The organism is Desulforapulum autotrophicum HRM2 (assembly GCF_000020365.1).
Taxonomy (GTDB): Bacteria; Desulfobacterota; Desulfobacteria; order Desulfobacterales; family Desulfobacteraceae; genus Desulforapulum; species Desulforapulum autotrophicum.
The window spans coordinates 3,277,231-3,297,534 of the sequence record NC_012108.1 but is presented as its reverse complement, the minus strand read 5'-3'; the positions used below and the strand labels follow the sequence as shown (position 1 = coordinate 3,297,534).

The 20,304-nt window shown below is 50.6% G+C and carries 16 protein-coding genes; 13 read left to right on the top strand and 3 right to left on the bottom strand.

Going from position 1 to position 20,304, the window contains the following annotated elements; all coding sequences use genetic code 11:
* Positions 1 to 51 precede the first annotated feature (51 nt).
* The 5 genes from glgC (at position 52) to HRM2_RS25335 (ending at position 9,004) form a co-directional block, all read left to right on the top strand.
* Complete coding sequence (gene glgC, locus HRM2_RS14340; RefSeq protein WP_015904751.1) at positions 52 to 1,284, top strand: glucose-1-phosphate adenylyltransferase; 1,233 nt, start codon at positions 52 to 54, stop codon at positions 1,282 to 1,284.
* On the top strand, positions 1,284 to 2,744 hold the full coding sequence (locus tag HRM2_RS14335; protein WP_015904750.1) for a glycogen synthase: 1,461 nt from the start codon (positions 1,284 to 1,286) through the stop codon (positions 2,742 to 2,744). The genes glgC and HRM2_RS14335 overlap by 1 nt, the downstream gene beginning before the upstream one ends.
* A 64-nt stretch (positions 2,745 to 2,808) precedes the next feature.
* Entirely contained in the window at positions 2,809 to 5,346 is a 2,538-nt protein-coding gene (locus HRM2_RS27710; RefSeq protein WP_015904749.1) for a mechanosensitive ion channel family protein, read from the top strand.
* Between the two features lie 17 nt (positions 5,347 to 5,363).
* Positions 5,364 to 6,095, top strand: a complete 732-nt coding sequence (locus HRM2_RS14325; RefSeq protein WP_015904748.1) for a response regulator — start codon at positions 5,364 to 5,366, stop codon at positions 6,093 to 6,095.
* Positions 6,096 to 6,106: 11 nt separating this feature from the next.
* Positions 6,107 to 9,004 (top strand): FapA family protein, encoded by a 2,898-nt coding sequence (locus tag HRM2_RS25335; protein WP_015904747.1) that lies wholly within the window; start codon positions 6,107 to 6,109, stop codon positions 9,002 to 9,004.
* A 476-nt stretch (positions 9,005 to 9,480) separates the two neighbouring features.
* On the opposite strand, the gene HRM2_RS14315 is transcribed toward HRM2_RS25335, so the two are convergent.
* On the bottom strand, positions 9,481 to 9,708 hold the full coding sequence (locus HRM2_RS14315; protein ID WP_049770456.1) for a hypothetical protein: 228 nt from the start codon (positions 9,706 to 9,708) through the stop codon (positions 9,481 to 9,483).
* Positions 9,709 to 10,061: 353 nt separating this feature from the next.
* Here HRM2_RS14315 and HRM2_RS14310 point away from each other — a divergent pair, with 353 nt between their 5' ends.
* From HRM2_RS14310 to cmoB, 4 genes are all read left to right on the top strand, one after another.
* Positions 10,062 to 10,244 (top strand): hypothetical protein, encoded by a 183-nt coding sequence (locus HRM2_RS14310; RefSeq protein WP_015904745.1) that lies wholly within the window; start codon positions 10,062 to 10,064, stop codon positions 10,242 to 10,244.
* Positions 10,245 to 10,492: 248 nt separating this feature from the next.
* Entirely contained in the window at positions 10,493 to 11,224 is a 732-nt protein-coding gene (locus tag HRM2_RS14305; RefSeq protein WP_015904744.1) for a tRNA threonylcarbamoyladenosine dehydratase, read from the top strand.
* Positions 11,225 to 11,296: 72 nt separating this feature from the next.
* Positions 11,297 to 12,040: a carboxy-S-adenosyl-L-methionine synthase CmoA gene (cmoA, locus tag HRM2_RS14300; protein WP_015904743.1), complete on the top strand. Its 744-nt coding sequence runs from the start codon at positions 11,297 to 11,299 to the stop codon at positions 12,038 to 12,040.
* Between the two features lie 4 nt (positions 12,041 to 12,044).
* Complete coding sequence (cmoB, locus tag HRM2_RS14295) at positions 12,045 to 13,022, top strand: tRNA 5-methoxyuridine(34)/uridine 5-oxyacetic acid(34) synthase CmoB (protein ID WP_015904742.1); 978 nt, start codon at positions 12,045 to 12,047, stop codon at positions 13,020 to 13,022.
* Between the two features lies 1 nt (position 13,023).
* Here the strand turns inward: cmoB and HRM2_RS14290 are convergent, their stop codons facing one another.
* A complete protein-coding gene (locus HRM2_RS14290) occupies positions 13,024 to 13,875 on the bottom strand; it encodes an MBL fold metallo-hydrolase (RefSeq protein ID WP_015904741.1) in 852 nt (283 codons plus the stop codon).
* Between the two features lie 55 nt (positions 13,876 to 13,930).
* The gene (locus tag HRM2_RS14285; protein WP_015904740.1) at positions 13,931 to 14,614 is read right to left on the bottom strand and encodes a histidine phosphatase family protein; all 684 of its coding nucleotides are present in this window, start codon (positions 14,612 to 14,614) and stop codon (positions 13,931 to 13,933) included.
* A gap of 197 nt (positions 14,615 to 14,811) precedes the next feature.
* Here HRM2_RS14285 and rocF point away from each other — a divergent pair, with 197 nt between their 5' ends.
* The 4 genes from rocF to HRM2_RS14265 are packed head-to-tail and all read left to right on the top strand — an operon-like array spanning position 14,812 to position 20,210.
* Positions 14,812 to 15,702, top strand: coding sequence for an arginase (rocF, locus tag HRM2_RS14280; RefSeq protein ID WP_041273282.1), 891 nt, complete (start codon positions 14,812 to 14,814; stop codon positions 15,700 to 15,702).
* Positions 15,699 to 18,635 (top strand): DEAD/DEAH box helicase, encoded by a 2,937-nt coding sequence (locus tag HRM2_RS14275; RefSeq protein WP_015904738.1) that lies wholly within the window; start codon positions 15,699 to 15,701, stop codon positions 18,633 to 18,635. Before rocF ends, HRM2_RS14275 begins: the two co-directional genes overlap by 4 nt.
* A 50-nt stretch (positions 18,636 to 18,685) precedes the next feature.
* Positions 18,686 to 19,303 (top strand): class I SAM-dependent methyltransferase, encoded by a 618-nt coding sequence (locus HRM2_RS14270; RefSeq protein ID WP_015904737.1) that lies wholly within the window; start codon positions 18,686 to 18,688, stop codon positions 19,301 to 19,303.
* Between the two features lie 13 nt (positions 19,304 to 19,316).
* Positions 19,317 to 20,210 carry an NAD(P)-dependent oxidoreductase gene (locus HRM2_RS14265; RefSeq protein ID WP_202944658.1) on the top strand — a complete coding sequence of 298 codons (894 nt, stop codon included), beginning with the start codon at positions 19,317 to 19,319 and terminating at the stop codon, positions 20,208 to 20,210.
* The last annotated feature ends 94 nt before the right edge of the window (positions 20,211 to 20,304 follow it).

The following is a 20,304-nucleotide window of genomic DNA, read 5'->3' as shown; positions in this document are numbered from 1 at the left end:
AAGGTATGGAGGATGGAAACAGATCCGACTTAATCACAAAAAAGGAGAGACATGGGTGGTATTCTTTCAATGATTCTGGCAGGCGGAGAGGGTACCCGTCTGTTTCCATTTACGAGTCTCAGGGCTAAACCGGCTGTACCCTTTGGCGGCAACTATCGCATTATTGATTTTGTCCTTAATAATTTCATCAACTCAGACCTGCTCCAGATCTTTGTCCTGACCCAGTTTAAATCACACTCTTTGATGAAACACCTGAGTCAGGCATGGCGCATCTCTGGTCTGACAGACCATTTTATTGATCCCATACCGGCCCAGATGCGCATGGGGAAGCACTGGTACAAGGGGACGGCCGATGCCATTTATCAGAATTTAAACCTGATTGACACCTATGATCCTGAAGTTGTCTGCGTGTTTGGTGGTGACCATATCTACAAGATGGAGATCAGGCAGATGATTGATTTTCATAGAAACAAGCGTGCGGCCCTTACCGTGGCGGCCATTCCGGTTTCCGTTGAAAAGGCCGGTCAGTTTGGCGTCATTGAGGTGGATGAAAACGGTAAGATGATCGGGTTTGAAGAAAAGCCAAAGCAGAATCCCAAAACCATTCCCAATCGTCCGACCCATGTCCTGGCGTCCATGGGGAACTATGTTTTTGACGCCGATACCCTGGTCAATTACCTCCAGATCGATGCTGAAGACGACAACTCCAAGCATGATTTCGGCCACAGCATTCTTCCCATGATGTTTCCCATGGGCAATGTCTATGTGTATGATTTTTCCACAAACGAAATCCGGGGTGAGCCGGAAACCTCCAGGGGCTACTGGCGGGATGTGGGTACTCTGGACGCCTATTATGAAGCCAGCATGGACCTGATTTCCGTGACCCCGTCGTTTGATCTCTATAATCGTTACTGGCCCCTGAGGAGCTACGCACCGGCTGTCCCCCCTGCAAAATTTATCCATAATCAGGAAAACAGGGTCGGCCATGCCATCAATTCCGCAGTTTCTTCGGGCTGCCTCATCAGCGGTGCCCTAATCAACCAGAGCATTCTCGGGTACCGGGTTCATGTTCACAGCCACAGCTCCATCGAACAGTCTGTGATCATGGGCGATACGGATATTGGCCCGGGTTGCCACATTAAACGAGCCATCCTTGACAAGGAGGTGGTGGTGGCGCCGGGTACGATTATTGGGGAAGATCCTGAGCTGGACAGACAGCGGTTTCAGGTTTCTGAAGGTGGCATTGTCGTTATTCCTAAAGGCGCAAGGGTGGGATTTGTGTGATGAAAATTCTTATGATCATGTCGGAGATGGACGGGATTGTCAAGACCGGCGGTCTTGCCGATTTCGGAGCGGCCCTGTCTGGAGAACTGACAGAAAGAGGGTACGATGTGAGGGTTGCAATCCCCAGGTACAAGGATGTGGTCTTGTCCTCACCAGACCCTGTTCCCCTGTATTTTAACCTGAATCACTACCAGCCCTATGGCTGCCTGGTTCATCCGGTTAAGCTTGGTCCGATTGCCGTCAGACTGATTGAGCACCACGATTTTTTCAGCCGGGACGGCATCTATGGATACGATAACTATTCCTATCCTGACAATGTGCTTCGTTATGCTTTTTTTTGTAAGGCCGCACTTGAAGATTGCCTCCATTCCCAGTGGATACCCGATATTGTCCACTGCAACGACTGGCAGACGGCCCTTGCACCCTATTACCTCAAGGAACACTATCCTGACCCTGGCCCCTTTGGACAGACGCGTTCCCTGCTGACGATTCACAATGGCGAATTCCAGGGAAAGACCGACAGAAAATGGCTCGATGCCATCGGTATTCGGCCGGACCGGTTCACCAGTGAGCTCATGGAGGAGTATGGCAGTCTGAATCCGCTTAAATGCGGCATCATGTACGCAGATGCCATAAATGCCGTGAGTCCCGGGTATTGCAGGGAGCTTCTCCTGCCAGAGACCTCCCACAATCTGTGGCATTATCTGAACAAGCGCAAGGATCACTTCCAGGGCATTCTCAACGGCTGTGATTATTCCCAGTGGGATCCAGAAACAGACCCGTTTATTCCCCATCATTTTTCGCCCCGGGACATGACGGGCAAAGGATTGTGCAAAACAGTGCTCCAGAAGAGAATGGGGCTTGCAGAGAAAAAGGAACTCCCCCTGCTGGGTCTTGTCAGTCGGCTTGCGGCCCAAAAGGGGTTTGACTATCTGATCCCGGCCATTGAAAGGCTCCTGTACGAAGACACCCCTGTGCAATTGGCCCTGCTTGGCTCTGGTGAGCCTGAATATGGCTCCTGGCTTCACCATCTACAGCAGCGATATCCCCGGAAAATGGGGTTTGTCAATGGGTATGACAATGGCTTGTCCCATCTGATTGAGGCAGGATCTGACTTTTTCATGATGCCGTCTCTGTTTGAGCCCTGTGGACTAAACCAGCTTTACAGCCTGGCATACGGCACTCTTCCCATCATCCGGGAAACCGGTGGATTGAAAGATACGGTTGTGCCCCTTGGCAGGGATGACGCTACGGGCATCTGTTTTAGCTCGCCTGACACCTACAGCTGTTTTCATGGGCTCAAACAGGCTGTATCCCTTTATAATGACAATAGACCCCTGTACCTTGTAGTCCAGCAACGGGCAATGGGGCAGCTATTTACCTGGCAGGAGAGTGCAGAAAAGTATGGGAAATTATACCAGAAACTATTGGAAGAACACCCATCGATGACCGGATCTTGAAACAGACTTGAAAGCCGGACCGTCCCGTGGTAAAAATCTATAAAGATTAACGATGGAGGTATTGATGGCTGCAGGCTGGTTCTGGAGACGTTTTTTGTATCAAATTCCCATGGTGCTGATTTCTTTGATGATGATCGGCCTGTCCTGGGGAAATGATGCCCAGGGTGCTGAAAAAAAGGCCAATCCCGGCTCGCCCGTTGAACGGACAGACGCCCTTGATTACAAGGGGATTTATGATAATCTCACCCAGGATTTGACCCGGGAAAAAGAGACCCAGGCCCTTGATGAAGCCCAATGGAAAATCTTTCGTGACAACCTTGACCAGTGGGACCTTCAAATTAAGGGATATCGGGTTCAGTTGTCTGCCCTTGCAACATCCTTAATATCTGAGACCCATGATTTAAAAAAAATGGAGTCGGACTGGAATCTGCTAAAACCCATGACCAGCGGGTTGGAAGAGCCGATCCGACAGATCCAGAAGCGAATACAGACCCTTGGGGAAAGTCTGGCCCGGGTGGAAGAAAAAATCTCCCTGAATAAAGCCTACTCAGGCGAGGTGCGGACGGCGGTGGATACCTCCAATTCCGAAGCTGCCCGGCTGCGGAAAAATTTCCAGGAATTGGATCAGATCCATCAAAAGAAAAAACAGACCATTACCGAACTCCTTGACGCCTATAAAAAGAGTCTTGCCGATTTGCAGGCGATTAAAACAGACTCTGAGACGTTGTCTGAAAAATATTCCCAGGAACTTGTTGATCGAAAAAAGGAAGTGCTGTTTGAAAAGGGGGAAAGTCCCCTTGGGAACCTCTCTGTTGTGGGCATGGCCAGGGCGATTATTGACCTTTACCCCCAGACCCTGGAGATGCTCAAGGGGTATGCCGACGGTGAAAAGGGATATGGCGTTATTGTCATGAACCTGGTGGTGTTTGCCTTTCTTCTGACCCTCTGGCTGTTTATGCTGGTTCGCCTGCGCTCGTTGCTGGATGATCTGGCCGCCAGGGGATGGTTTGGCACTGGACAGCCCCTGGAAAATCTGTGTGCCATGGTTCGGCGGTCGATCATTCCCGTGGGTCTTGTCGTCTATTTCCATGTATATGGATTGATGGTGGATGCGGTCCTGTACGCGTCGCTGCTGACCTTGTTTGTCCAGCTTTTCATGGCCTTTTTGATCATCGACTGGCTGATTTTCTCCATGGGGCTTGTGGGGCGGGCCAGGGAGTTGATCCATCCCAGGCGGCTGGCCTTCTGGAACCTTTTCCTGAGGGGGCTTTTTCCCATCATCGGTGTCAACCTGGTGTTCCATCTCCTCTATGTCTACAACCACATGATTCCGGTTTTTTTAAGGCTTGTTCTCGGGCTTTACCTGCTGGCCGGTTTTTTTGTGATGACCTTCAGGCTTAAATTCTCCACTGAATATGACCCTGGCACGGCTCCGGGGCTCCAGATGCCCAAACTGGTTGTGGCCCTGGGGAACCTGATCCTCCTGGCTGGCCTTCTCATGGAGCTGTTCGGCTATGGTGCCCTCTCCATTTACTGGTATCTGGCCTGGGTCTATTCCGTGGCGATCTTCATCTGGAGCTGGCATCTTTTTTCTCTGCTCATGGATTTAAGGTCAAAGCAGAAACAGGAGGTCACCCGGGATCCCTATTTCAGCCAGGTCCTGAGTTATGGTCATCCGGTAAAATGGTTTTTTCTTCAGGTGGGGTGGGTTGCCTGGTTTGCAATAACCCTGGTCCTTGTGGTGCTGGCATGGAGCAGTGACTGGGCCGTGATGGCCCGCATCTTTTCGTTTCTGAACCATCCCTTTGTTGTGGGCAGCCTGACCTTCAGCATCATGAATCTTTTTTATGCGGCCTTTACCGTGGGAGCCACCCATGTGGCGACCCGGCTGTGGAAATATCTTCTTTTGACGAAAATCCTTGTGGACAGTGGATTTGAAAAGAGCGTTCAAAATTCGATCTCAATGATCACCGTCTATACCATGTGGATGTTTGGCATTCTTCTGGCACTGCATGTTTTCGGGCTTGGGACTACCTCCCTGACCGTTGCCTTTGGCGCACTGGGTATTGGTCTCGGGTTTGGCCTTCAGAACATCTTCAACAATTTCATCAGCGGCATCATTCTTCTGTTTGAGAGGCCCATCCAGGTGGGTGATGACATTGAAATCAATGGTATCTGGGCCAATGTCAGAAAGATCAATGTCCGATCAACCATTGTCCAGACCTATGACAACGCGTCCCTGATTATTCCCAACTCCGATTTTATCAGTGCCCAGGTTATAAACTGGACTCTAAGGGACAAACGCATCCGCATAAAGATCAATGTCGGGGTGGCCTACGGGTCAGACGTCAACCTGGTGCGTGAGTCACTGCTTGAGATTGCCAGATCCAATTCCATGGTTCTGGTCGTACCCAAGCCGGACGTTGTGTTTGCCGATTTCGGGGCCAGCAGCCTGGACTTTGTGCTCAGGGTCTGGACCAATGTGGATCAAATGATCGTGGTGGGAACGGAAATCCGTTTTGCCATTGACCGGGTATTCAGGGAACGAAAGATAAGTATTGCCTTTCCCCAGCTGGATGTTCACCTGGATCGCCAGGAATGAAAACATGAGGATTGACCATGGAGACAGCATTTGATCATACCGTATTGATCGTTGATGATAACGAGGAGTCGGCCAAGGCCATTGCCCTTATCGTCAAGCGGGTTGGCGCAAAATTTTTCTATGCCAGGGACGGGCAGACCGGGCTTGACAGGATGCACAAGGTGGCAACACCCTTTTCTCTGATTCTTTTGGATCCATGCGTGACAGGCATGGAGGGACTTGATTTTCTTGCAAAGGCAAAGGAGATCTCTCCTGAAACCATTCGGTTCGTTATCAACGATTCCACCGGGGTTCAGGCCATCATTGATGCCGTTAACAGGGGCGCTGTACACCGATACATTCCCAAGCCCTGGAAGCCCGTGGAATTGATGGAAAGCATTTCCAAGGGGTTGAAAGAGTATGAACTGGTGCTGGAAAATGAGCGCCTGTTCGCACTTGCCAAAGAGCAGAATTTGAAGCTTTTTAAATTCAGCAACCACCTGGAAATAAAGTCAAAAGCCCATAAGGAAGAGCTGGCAGACATTGACAGGCAAATCCAACAGCTAAAGTACGAACGCGACCGGTTGCAGAATCAGTCGACCAGGCAAGTGGAAAACATCACGGTGGAAATTCAGGAATTGTTCCAGCAGTATAATCTCAATACCGGCGAGGCGGTCAATTCGTTTTTTGCCTTGACCCTCCGGGAGTTATATGATCAGTTCCACGAGATTGCCGCCCGAAATGATCTTAAGATGCCGGATGAGTATTGATGGAGACCCATATGCCTGACAATCAAAGGCCTGGAATTCTTGTGGTGGATGATGAAGAGATTATCCTGAATGTGCTCAGGCGCCTTCTTCGCAGGCAGGGCTTTCAAACCGTGTTAACGGCACTCAACGGATCCCAGGCCCTGAAATTCATCCAGGAGTCTGACAAGCCTTTTTTTCTAGTTATTTCCGACCAGAACATGCCGGGTATGAGCGGCAGTGAACTGCTGGAAAAAGTGGTGGTACTGACCCCGGATACCCGCCGGATACTCATGACTGGGTATGCTGATTTAAAGGCGGCTGTTGAAGCTGTCAACCGGGGTGCCATCCATCGTTATATCCCCAAGCCGTGGGAAAACGATGAGATCGTTTCAATTGTTTTTGACCAGCTGTCCCAGTATCTGAAGGTAGAGGAAAAGCGAAAGCTGACGGACCTGATAAAAAAACAGAACGCCCGGTTGTATAAATTTGCCAAGGCAAGGTCCACCCAGAACAGTGAGTTTCAGGAGGCGATTCGTTTAAAACTTAAAGCAAAGGCCCGGCTTGAAAGGGAGATAGAAGCCCTGAATGCAAAGGCTGAGACCCGGAATACCAGCCGGGGCGTTGAGGCCTTTCTTACCCATACAAATGTTATGGGGCCGGAAACCTTTGGCCTGGCCTTCAGGCAGATACGTGGGCAGCTTTCCCAGTTGATCTGGGATGCTTCGACCCTGTCCGGCGTGATGATTGACCCCATTTTTAAAACCATTGGGTATGGAGCGCTTAAAGAGCGGCATTATGATTTTGAAGACGGCCTGTACAATGCCGTTGACAAGGTGATCGAGCAGGCCTGTATGCTGTGTGAACCGGCCCTGGTAGACATTGGTATTGCCGCGGTTCCAGATACGGGTATTGACACCTATGACCAGGTCCCGGGCATTGTTGAACTGGGTTTTAACGACGGTTTTTTTTCCCGGCCTGGGTTTGCACTGGCCTCGGCGGCCGTTGACGCCCTGAACAGTGATGGCTCAGACACCGCCATCCGCTCTTTGCTGCTTGATCGCGGGTTGATCTCAAGAATTGATTTGAGCAAAATCATGGTTAAACGATCCCTGATTAAAACACGGTTGCAGGACCGTGCTTTAACACCGGCCCTCATGGCAGGTGGCGTGTCGCAAAGGGATATCAATCAGGCATTTGCCTCCCAGATAAAGCGCTTCCTGGACAAAGGACAGATCGTTTCCATCAGAGAGATCCTGGTTTATTCCGGCCATTTGACCGGGGAGGATAGCAACGGGCTGGAGACTGTTCAAACAATGGTGCCGGGTGAAGAAACCCGAGCAATCGGTCGGCCGGATCTTTTTGTGCCAGACACGGATTCAGGTTTTATTGTTTGGGTCTCAGAAGACAGAATTCGTGTTTATCTGCGTTTGACCTGTCTTTCAGGGGCTGCAACAGATATTGTTATGGTTAAAAAACAGCTTCAGCAGATGGGCGTTACCTTTGGCGTTGTTGATGATCTCCTGCTGTCAGGATTTTTAAAACATTCATCAGATACAGACAATCCGTTTGTGGTTGCCATGGGGCTTGCGCCTGTTCCAGGGACAGATGCAAGGATGGACTATTTTTTCAACACAGATTACCAGCTGCCCGGTATTGTTGCAGCGGATGGAACCATAGATTTTCGGGATCGAGGCGATATTCCCTTTGTTCGGGAAGGGGATCTGCTGGCCAGGAAAACGCCCATGAAAAAGGGTGTTCTGGGGCGGGATGTATTTGGTAAAGCAGTTCCTGTAGGTGCAGTTCAGGACATTCGCATGAGGGTGGGCAAGGGGACTTTTCTCTCCGATAACGGGCTGGAAGTGTTTGCAGAGACCGAGGGAAAGCCCTGCCTTGATGCCCTGGGAGTTGTTTCCGTGGTCCAGGATCTTTTTATCGATGGCAATGTTGATTTTCAGACAGGGCATGTCAATTTCCACGGGAATGTATTTGTTGCGGGCCGTGTGAACGAGGGATTCAAGGTCTGCTGTATGGATTTGACCGTGAACGAGATAAGCGGGGGAGATATTGATATCTCGGGAGATCTCAACGTTTCCAATGGGATTCTCAACGCAAGGGTCAAAACCCTGGGGAAGGTTCGGGCGAAATTCATCAACCATTCCACCATTGAGTCCTTTGGTGATGTCCAGGTGATGCGTGAAATCATGGGGTCTGAAGTGATTACCCGCGGTAAATGCATCAACACGGGCGGACGGGTCCTCGACTCCACTATCTGTGCAAAAAAGGGGATGACCCTTGGACAGGTCGGCTCAAATCTTGCCCAGCGATCCACGCTCAAGGTCGGGGTTGATGATTACATGGACCGCATGAACTCTGATTGTGATCAGCGGGTGAACGGTTTGAAACAGGTCATGGCTGAGCTGGATCAACAAAAGCAAGCCTTTGAAGAAAAAAATTCTATCCTTCACAGGCAGGTGGCTGATCTGGCGTTTACCCAGGATAAGCTCTACCAGAAGCTGGATCTGTTGAAAAAACAATGTCGTGAACTGCCAGAAAAACATTCTGAAGGTATTGCCCTCCAGAAGGAGAAAAAAGAACTTGAACAGGAGATAGCCGACATGGACAACAAGCTCAAGGATATCTTTGATGAGCAGGACAAGTTCATGGCAGCCATTGAACAGCTGGAGGAGACTGAGAATAAGCATGGTGAAGCCTGCCGGGAGATTCTCGTTAAAAGGGATGCCATGAAGAAAATAGTTGAATCTGAAAAAGCAGTTTCCCTTGTGAAAATTTCAAAAAAGGCCATGGCTATGACCCAGGTTGTGGGCCCTAACGCGTCAATGATCGTCAAGGAGTCATTGGGTCCCTGTAGAATTATTGAGGTCAGAATCCATGAATCAGATGACAGGAAAATGGTTGTACAACCCTATTGATATCCGTTTCAGGTGATTCGGGGTTCTCAGGGCCTTGACCCTTTTATAAGAAACGCATGTCGAAACATCATTGTGAAAGTCTCGACTTTCGAGCCCTCTTTGGTTTTCCTGATCGGAACATTGTAAACCAAAGGGGATAGGATTTTTGCCCTTCCAGGCGTTAAGAAGCGCAGGCTGTTTGAGGACTTTAGCCCGCAGTTCCTGCGCTTTAGTCTGGAAGGGCAGAAATCCCCCCGACGTTTACCGTTCCGGTCAGGGTAACCAAAGGGGGCGGAATGGTACTATCGCCTGCCCTGTATCATCGTGTTTCATATTTCGTTGTGTCCGCTAGGACATGTGGGTTATATGAAACATTCACCAAAGCATTGCAAACAGAGGCGTTTCATCATTCGTTGAGGCCGGAGCCATGACTCGCTCCGGCCGTGCCGGTTTATATGGATAAGGGACGTTTTCCACCTGGGACGGGAATAAAAAATTCACACACGGCGCCTGTCTCGTTTTTTTCGCCTGTCATTTTTAAAAGAGAGGGAAACAATGACACCGTTTCTCACATCCTGCCTGCGGTCTCTTCTTTTCCTGCGCCGATTTCGTTTGGGTTTTATAGGGCTGGGTCGTCTGCCCTGGTTGGTGGTTATACTGTTCACACGATCAGTCGGTTCAACGTCCTTTTTCAGAACAGGAAGTATGATGGGTCTGCTTGGCATAGATACTGCCTCCTTTTAAGCCTTTATATTAAATATCGGCTGTTCGTCAGGATTCTTGATAAAAATTTCCTCCTCGTGGTAGGTTCTTCCCGTTTCCATAAGTTCAAAGGCATCATGATTTTCTGTGCTGAAATCAAGCTGATGGTTTTACCCATGGGTAAAGGAGGCTCTCTCCTTTGATTTGGGTCTTGCTTTTTAAAACGCCACCGTGCTACGTTTGTGAGCGTCGAGTAAATATGTTCTGGAGCCCCTCATATTTTGGGGGGCTCTTTTTATATCAACCGTTTAGCCGCTATTTAATGTTTATTTGCAATCTGTATCTGGGCTGAATAGCAGTCAAAAAGGATAATCCCATGGCCAGAAAACCAAATTACAACTATGAGAAACGCCAGAGAGAACTTGCCAAAAAAGCCAAAAAAGAAGAGAAACTCATGCGCAGACAGGCTGAAAAGAAAATGAATGCCACGGATGAAGAAACCGCTGACGGGGAAAGCTCTTCTGGAGAGACTTCGGAAAATATCCAGGAAGCGGATTAGCCCATCCCCCCCCATTTCCTGGAACGGTCGGCCGGGTCATTATCCGGCCTTATCCCAGAAGCACTTTATGGGGCGTCTTGCTTACCCAGCCAACTACCGCTTGCAACTTTTAGGTAAAAAACAGACCATGGACTCTGGGTTGGATTAAAAACTTAACCTGGCGCTTAAAATCGTGTATGTTGAACTGATTTTGCCCTTAGAAAAGGCAGGATGCAGGCAGAAATCTTAGATGACGGTATTAAGGGAAAATGGGATTCAGCAGGGAAAGATTTAAACGCACAGAGCTCCTTCTTGGCCGGGAGGCCATGGATCGACTGGAACATTGCAACATCACCGTTGTAGGGCTTGGGGCCGTCGGTTCCCATGCCATTGAGGCCCTGGCAAGGAGCGGGGTGGGAACCCTCAGGATCGTGGATTTTGACGTTATTGGGGAGAGTAATTTCAACCGACAACTCCTGGCTATTGAGCCCAATCTTGGCAGACTCAAGACCAAAGCTGCCGAAGAGCGGTTAAAGCAGATCAACCCTGCTATCAAGGTTGAAACCTTTAACATGCTTTGCCACAGGGAGTCCTTTGACGAGATCTTCAGCAAGAAAACAGACGTGGTGGTTGACGCCATTGACAGTCTCAATCCCAAGGTGAATCTGCTGTTTGAACTTGTCCGTCACAATATTAACGTGATCTCGTGCATGGGGGCAGCAAGGAAAATGGATCCATCCAAGATCACCACGGGTGATCTTTCCACCACCCTTTACTGTCCCCTTGCCCGCTCGGTGAGAAAAAGACTTAAACGCATGGGGGTGGATCAGGGAATCCACTGTGTCTATTCAACGGAAGTGGTTGCAAAGGATACGATTTCCGATACCCTGGAGCCCAACTTTCTGGATGCAGGACGCCTGAGAAATCCCATGGGAAGCCTTTCCATGATCAGCGGTATCTTTGGTTATGTTGCCGCCCTTGAGGCGTTAAAACAAATTTAATGGCCCCCCCCCCTAAAATTTCCCATCCATGATTTTTACCCTACCACAGGAAATGACTTTGACAGGAAAGAGATGAAAAAAGACACACTGTTTGCAACCAGAAAAGAGCCGGTACCGGCCTTTGATTTCAACGAATCCGTGGCATCCGTATTCAGTGACATGCTCGAGCGGTCTGTTCCCATGTACCGTGAGAGCATTACCCGCCAGGCTGAGCTTGCCCTGGATTTTTATCGCAGTAAAACCCTGATCTATGACCTTGGCTGTTCCCATGGCAATTTTGGCATGCTTGCAGGAAAGCGTTTTGGAGACCGGCCCTTTTCCATGGTTGGGGTGGACAGTTCACCCCCCATGATCGAAAAATACAAACAGCGGCTTGAACAAGAGTCGTTCCGGGACAATATTGTCCTGGTCTGTGACCGGGTTGAAAACCTTTGCCTTGGCAATGCCTCAGTGGTGGTTGTGAACTTGACTCTCCAGTTTCTCAGTCTGGACAGGCGGGATACCCTGATTTCAGATATTTATACGGCCCTGGTGCCCGGCGGTATCCTGCTGCTCACTGAAAAGGTTCTGGCTTGGGATTCTTCAATTGCGGCCGTTCACCTGGATTATTACAGTCGTTTCAAGCGTGAGAATGGATACTCAGAGCTCGAGATCAGCCAGAAGCGGGAGGCACTGGAAAATGTCCTTGTGCCTGAAACCCTTGAGGTCCATCAACAGCGGCTTGCCCGGGCAGGGTTTGACCGTATGGATGTCTGGCTCAAGTGGTTTAATTTTGCCTCGATGATTGCCGTTAAACCCGAAAGACCAGGAAAATAGACCCGTGAATAGAACAGACCTTTTTAAAGGGTATGAACGCCTTGAGAGTCAGTTCGAACTCCAGGGCATTGACGGAATGCTCACAGCGCTTGCTCCCGTTTTTGATCATCCCAGGGGAAATACCCTTAAATATACGAAGGCCCTGGAGGGACTTCCAGAGACAATCGCCTCAATCGTGGACCTTGACCGGGATGCTCCCAGGGTCGGTGTGGATTCCGATCTTTCATTCGGGCAACACCAGCAACTGTACCAGTCCCTGTTCCAGCTGTGTCCCTGGCGGAAGGGTCCGTTTGAGTTCTTCGGCATCGACCTTGATGCCGAATGGCAGTCAAACATCAAGTGGGATCGTTTCGCCGGCAGGATCTCGGCGTTGACCCATCGTCGGGTCCTGGATATAGGGTCCAGCAACGGCTATTACATGTTCAGGATGGCTTCCCAAAAACCCAGGCTGGTCCTAGGACTTGAGCCCCAGCACACCTTTTATTTCCAGTTCCATGCCGTGAACCAATACGCCGGCCAGGCAAATCTGTTTGCCCTACCCATTGCCTTTGATGCCATGCCGGTCACCAGGGGGTTTTTTGATACGGTTTTCTGCATGGGGGTGCTCTACCATAGACGGTCTCCCCTGGGCATGCTCAGGAAAATCCACGATATGATGCAGATTGGCGGCGAGTTAGTACTTGAAAATCTTGTTCTGGAGAGCCGGGAGGATCTCTGTCTTTTCCCCGAGGATCGCTATGCAAAGATGAGAAACGTTTTTTTTATTCCAAGTCTCAAGGTGATGGAATCCTGGCTCAAGCGGGCCGGGTTTGCCGAAGTCAGCTGCATTGACATTTCGTTGACGACTCCCGGGGAGCAACGTAAAACCGACTGGATTCAGACGGAATCTTTGGATGATTTTTTAGATCCCCGGGACAGGAGCAGGACGGTGGAGGGGTATCCCGCCCCTGTCCGGGCTGTTTTTACGGCAAGGGCCATTTGACCTAAAAGACCGTGCTCCACCCGGCATTGGCAAAAGCAAACCGTTCTTTAAACCGGTTATAGCAGATGGCGGCTGCCTCATTGCCCGTGCAGTGGGATACGGCAATAAGCTTGACCTTGAACCGGTCAAAAGCCTCAAGTGATTTTTCCAGCTGTTCTCCGACCCCCATAAAACCCAGGTGGGTGCCGCCGATGACAGAATGGAAGGTGTCGTGGCCGCTCTTTTCACTGAAATGGTTCATGACGTTGACAATGCCGGCATGGGCGCAGCCCGATACGATGACCGGGCCCTTTGCCGTCTCGATGAGCAGAGAGGCGTCGTCCAAAAGGGGATCCACGATAAATCCGGTGTCGTTTTTTACCAGAAGGTGGGTGTCTGGGTGTTCAAAATCGGTGGTCCTTGGCACCTGGCCTGAGAAAAAGACGCCTGGAGCGATCTTTCCGTATTCGGTTTGAAAGTCAAAGCGTGCGCCAAGGGTTGCTTCAAGGAATTCCCGCTGGAATTTGATGCCGATGAAAGCCTGGGTCTTACCCCTGGGGGTCTGAATCTCGGCGTATTTTTTGTCAAACACTGTGGGATGGGCAATGACCCTGACGCCCCTGGGAGGAAAGAGCACCTGGGGAAGGCCGCCTGTGTGGTCATAGTGGCCGTGGCTCAGTACGATTGTGTTGATCTTTTTCAGATCAATGCCCATGGCGTCGGCATTGGATTTCAGGGTCAGGCCCTGGCCCGTGTCCACCAGGATCTTCTGGTCCCCCCTTTCAATGAGAGCAGCAAAGCCGTGCTCGCCCGTGATGCCGATCACCCCGCCCGCCCTGTTTTCGCAGATAACGGTGATGCGTGTTTCGTCCATAACAGCTCCTTGTCTATGGTCGCCTGTGGTTGTCTTCCGGGAAAGTCATACCTGTCTATAATTGTTTTGGTGTCTGCTGGTGGTTCATAATATATTGTTTGCCCCTTTGTTCAAATACGACAACGCTTTCCAGGAACTCGATTTTGCCGTGGGTTTCAAAGTTAAGGCCCAGCTTGTGCTCCTTTAAGGGATAGATGTTCCAGTCGTGGGAGACGCAGATGGCAATCCGGCCGGGTTCAAGGGCATCAAGCTTTGTTCGCATGAAATTGGCCAGCACTTCGGCCACCTCTTCTGAATCCTGCATCATGTCATGGGCAAGGCCCTTGTCGAACCATGAACGTAAAAAAACATCGTTCCCAAGGTCCTTAAAGGCGTTAAAGGCGGTTTGCATGTCCCGAATATAAAAGGGGGCAAGGGCGTTTTCAAGGGTGTTATGACCCTGGAACCGGCAATGTCGCTGATTGTAACCCTTGTCCATGAGGTAGGCGGTCTCGATGCAGCGGCCAAAGTGGCTTGAGAAAAAAACAGGACCTGGCTCCTGGTTCAAGGCCTGGCCGAATTCAACAGCATAGGTCTTTCCTGTTTCGGTCAGTCCCAGGAAAGGTTCCATCTGGGGGTCAGTTCCAAAATGCCTTGCCGAATGGCGCATGACAATGGAGATTTTTTCAACCCCCTGAAGGATAAGGTCATTGATCATCGAAAGGGTCTCTTTGCTTCGGATTGTTTCCTGGTTGGGCATTCTTTACAGCTCCTTAAAGCGCTTGTGTCTGTTTCCGGGGATATGGTATAAACCGACATGGCCAGCCCATGGTATCTGCCCTGGCCACTGCGAAATCTGAAACGTCCCACTGATGGTGCTTGGGTAAGCGTTACATATAAAACCCTAATTAATCAACCATAAATGTGGTTTAATGACAAGCAATAAAGGGGTATTGAATGAACAAAGATGTGAAAATTATAGGTGTTCCAATGGATTTCGGTCAGCTTCGCAGGGGGCTTGATATGGGACCGGCTGCTGCCCGTTACACGGGCCTTGTATCGGCCCTTCGCACCCTTGGTCATCATGTGGAGGACCTGGGTGATGTTCGTGTACCCGTGAGAACCCCCGTGGAAGAGGGGGAGGCCTCCGATTATATCGAACAGATCCGGGGGGTGTGTGAACAGGTGTACGATCAAGGCCGAACAGCAACCAGGGAAAATGCCTTTCCCCTCTTTATCGGCGGGGATCATTCCATTGCCATCGGAACCGTGGGTGGCGTGTCCCACGACCGGCCGACCGGCCTCATCTGGATCGATGCCCATGCTGATTTTAATACCCCTGTGACATCCCCTTCGGGTAACATTCACGGCATGCCCCTTGCCGTTCTCACGGGAGACGGAGATGATCGCCTGGTTAACCTTGGAAGGCCGGGAGCAAAGGTTGATCTTGAAAACATCGTCATGATAGGGATCAGGGATGTTGACAGGCTTGAACGGGAACGGCTGAAAAAGAGCGGCATTACCGTGTATACCATGAGCGATATTGACGAGCAGGGCATGAGCACCATTGCCAAAAAGGCCCTGATGAAGCTGATTCATTTGAAAAGGGTTCACCTGAGCCTTGACATTGATGCCCTTGATCCCGTGGAGGCCCCGGGTGTCGGCACACCGGTTCCTGGCGGGTTAACCTTTCGGGAGGCCCATCTGTTCATGGAGATTCTTTCCGATTCAGGCAAACTTACCTCCATGGACCTTGTGGAGATTAATCCCATTCTGGACCAGGCCAACAAGACGGCAAAGCTTGCCGTTGACCTGATTGTTTCAGCCCTGGGAAAGAGCATTTTGTGACGATTGCCCAGTACCTGAACGCCCTCAAGGGATTTAAGGGGCTTGCCCCGGATCTTGTCTGCCACAGAACCATTGATGCAAAAAAAGCCCGTTATGGAGACCCCCTGGATACGGATCCTGTGTGGCAGGTGTTTCAGGACCAGGGTATCCAGAGGCTCTATGAGCACCAGGCAAGGGGGGTGGCGTTGATAGAAAAAGGGGTGCACACCGTTATTGCAACCCCCACGGCAAGCGGTAAGAGCCTTGTATACAACCTTCCTGTACTCCGTGCAATCTATGGGGACAACGCCTCTTGCGGGCTTTACCTTTTCCCCCTTAAGGCCCTTGCCAGGGATCAACTCGGCACCCTTGAGACCCTCATGGCCGGGGTTAATGCAAAGATTGCGGATACGCTTACAGCGGCTGTCTACGATGGAGATCTCTCTGCCTACCATAAGGCCAAGGTGCGCAACAATCCCCCCAACGTTCTGCTGACCAACCCTGAGATGCTCCACCTTGCCATGCTCCCCCACCACCATTTGTGGGAGTCGTTCTTTGCCAATCTTAAATTTGTGGTGGTGGACGAGGTACATACCTACCGGGGGGTGATGGGGTCCCACATGGCCTGGGTATTCAGACGTCTTCTGCGCATCTGCCGTCATTATGGGGCTGAGCCAGTGTTTGTCTTCTGCTCTGCAACCATTTCCAATCCAGGAGAACTTTCAACGGCCCTGACAGGCCTTGCGGTTGAGGTGGTGGACGCAGACTCAGCCCCAGCCGGGAAAAAGGATGTTCTTCTCATGAACGGCGCTTCAGGGGCGGCCCAGACAGCCATTCTTCTCATGCATGCAGCCATTCACCGGGGACTTCGCACCATTGTCTATACCCAGTCCCGGAAGATTACCGAACTGATCGCCATGTGGGCATCCCAGCGGGCCGGGGATCTTGGCAGTCGCATCAGCGCCTACCGGGCAGGATTTCTTCCAGAGGAGCGACAGAAGATAGAGCAGCGGCTCGCATCCGGAGAGCTCCTCGCCGTTGTCACCACAAGTGCCCTTGAACTTGGCATTGATATCGGCAACCTGGACCTCTGCATCCTTGTGGGATATCCCGGAACCATCATGTCCACCTGGCAGCGGGCAGGGCGGGTGGGAAGGGACGGTTCAGACGCTGCAATGATCCTTGTGGCCCATGAGGATGCCCTGGATCATTTTTTCGTGAACCACCCTGCCATGCTCTTTGATCTTCCGCCTGAACAGGCCGTTATCAATCCCTTTAATCCGGTTATCATGGAACGTCACCTTGAGTGTGCCGCCGCAGACCTGCGCCTTGACCGGGACGAAAGATTCCTGGATGACCCGGCCATTCAAATTGCCCTTGGTCGTCTGGAGGCGGATGTCCGTCTCCTAAAATCCCGGGACGGCCGGTTCTGGTATTCTGCGCGGCAAAATCCCCACAGGGAGGTGAACCTCAGGGGAACGGGCATGAGCATCCCCATTTTTCTGGATGGTCAAAAAAAGAAGCTCGGGGATGTGGATAGGTTCCGGGCCTTTTATGAGACCCATTGGGGGGCGGTATATCTTCACCACGGCAGCACCTATCTGGTGTCCGAGTTTGACCATGAAAACGGCAGGGTCCAGGTGGTCAAAGAGCGAGTGCCCTATTTTACCCGGGCCAGATCCACCAAATCTACTGAAATTCTTTCGGTCATCCATACGCGCCAGGTGTGGCAGACAAGGGTCTGTTTCGGACGCTTAAGGGTAACCGACCAGGTCACGGGATTTGAGAAACGAAGCGTCAACAACCAGCGTTCCCTTGGTGTTTTTCCCCTGGAACTTCCCCCAATTGTTTTTGAGACCGAAGGGGTGTGGATTGAGATTCCTGAACAGGTAAGGGATTGCATTGAGACCCGGCGTCTCCACTTCATGGGGGGGATCCACGCCCTGGAGCATGCAGCCATCGGGATACTGCCCCTGCTTGTGATGACGGACAGGAACGACCTTGGTGGCATTTCCATTCCCTTTCACCCCCAGGTGGGAATGGCGGCCGTGTTTGTCTACGACGGCACCCCGGGGGGCATCGGACTTGCCCGCCAGGCCTTTGAACAGGCAGAGATCATGCTGGAGAGAACCTTTGACGCCATTCGTCTCTGCAAATGTGACAACGGCTGTCCTGCCTGTGTCCACTCTCCCAAATGCGGGTCGGGCAACCGGCCCATTGACAAGGGTGCTGCCCTGGAAATTCTCCTGGCTTTGAGAAATGAGAAAACCACCCCACCCGTTGACAGGTTCAGGATTTACGCCATGGGAAATCAACAACCCGAACCGTCATTACCCCATGGCAGCCCGTCCCTGGCGGATAAATTGAATGATTTGGCAAATGCTTCACCCCATGGTTTGCCAAAGCCCCCTTCAAGGGTGGTCAAGCGGTTCGGGGTGCTTGACATTGAAACCCGGCGATCAGCACAGGAGGTCGGCGGGTGGGGACGTGCCCACCTCATGGGGGTGAGCTGCGCCGTGCTCTTTGATTCTGGAATCAACGATTTTCGAGTCTACCTTGAGGCGGATGTAGAGACCCTTGTACAGGATCTTCAGGCGTTTGATCTTGTCATTGGTTTTAACATCAAGGGGTTTGACTATAAGGTGCTCTCAGGCCTAGTCTCCTTTGATTTAACGACGATTCCCACCCTTGATATGCTGGTGAAGGTCCATGAGCGTCTCGGCTACCGTCTCTCCCTTGATGCCCTTGCACGATGTACCCTGGGTACATCCAAGAGTGCCGATGGGCTTGCCGCCCTTGAGTGGTGGAAACAGGGGGAAATCCATCGGATTATCGAGTACTGCAAGCAGGATGTGAAGGTCACACGGGATCTCTACCTGTTTGGACGAGAGCATGGCTTTCTTGTGTTTGAGAATAAGGCGAAAAAAGAGGTGTGTCTGCCGGTTGCCTGGTAGATAGGGAAAAGGAATTGAACTTTAAGAAATAAACAGGTTATCGTCTAACCATGGAATTTTACACTAAATACATTCTGCCTAAACTCATCAATCGTGTATGCTCTTATAAAGATATCACCATGATACGCAGGGAATTGGTACCCAGGGCAAAAGGGCTAACCCTGGAAATCGGTATGGGGTCGGGACTTAATTTGCCGTTCTATGATCCGTCCAGGATAGATCTGGTTCTGGGACTGGAACCCATGGCAAAACTGAGGCAGATGGCTGAAAAAAAAGCACTTAAACTTCCTTTTGATGTTGATTTTATAGGGCTGTCTGGTGAAGACATTCCTTTGGCGGATAATTCCGTTGATACGGTCCTTATAACATATACCTTATGTTCCATCCCAGATGCTCCTAAGGCTTTAAAAGAAATGCAAAGGGTCTTAAAACCCAGGGGGGAATTGATTTTTTGTGAACACGGCAAATCACCGGATGAACATATTTTCAAATGGCAGAACAGACTGAATCCGCCTTGGACAAAAATCAGCGGCGGCTGCCATTTAAACCGGCATATTTCCGGACTGATACAAGCGAGTGGTTTTAAAATTGTGGCCCTTGATGCCGGATACAACAGCCCGCTGAAATTGCTAAGCTACAACTACAAAGGGATCGCCGTCCCGGGTTAGGTCGTAAATAAAATTGATTTTAAACTTTTTGGAGGAAGGGATTATGGGTAAATACGGATTTCTCGGGATCGGGATTATGGGTCGAGCAATGGCAACCAATCTGCTAAAAGCCGGTTTTGATGTCACTGTTTGGAATAGATCAGCAGAAAAATGCGCCCCTCTGGTCGATCTGGGAGCCAAGAATGGGAAAACAGCTGCGGATGTTGTTGCCCACTGTGATATAACCTTTGCTATGGTATCCGATCCTGGGGCAGCCAACACCCTTTGTTTTGGTAAAAATGGGGTTTTAGAAGGTATTTCAGCCGGAAAATCCTACGTTGACGTTTCAACGGTGGATGCAGGGACTGCCATTCTTATTCATGATGCGATCAAGAAGAAAGGAGGCAGGTATCTTGAAGCGCCAGTATCCGGGAGCAAGAAGCCGGCAGAGGACGGTGCTCTGGTTTTTCTTTGTTCCGGAGACGAATCCCTTTATAAGGACGCCGGAGAAGCGCTGGATGTAATGGGGAAAAAATCATTCTATTTTCCGCAAATCGGTCAGGGAGCACAGATGAAACTTGTCATCAATATGATCATGGGGACAATGATGACTGCATTTGCCGAGGGGCTTTCATTGGGTGATAAAATAGGGTTAAAGAAAACAGCGATCCTTGATGTTATTGCACAGGGTGCAATAAACAGCCCCATGTTTCAACTCAAAGGCCCAAGCATGACAGTGGGTGACTTTACCACAGCGTTTCCTTTAAAGCATATGCAAAAGGACATGCGGCTGGCATTGTTGTTAGGAGATTCTTATTGTCAACCGCTTTACACAAGCAGTGCCGCAAACAACGCTTATATTACGGCCAGGAAAAACGGCTGCAGTGACGAAGACTTTTCAGCGGTGATAAAAAATATCGAAAAATAACTGTATCCGTTGATTTGACTGACACCTGAAAATCCGAAACCCTGGGGGGGTGCTATTTGACCGGATCTGCCGCGTTGCCGGGCATTTGCGGTAG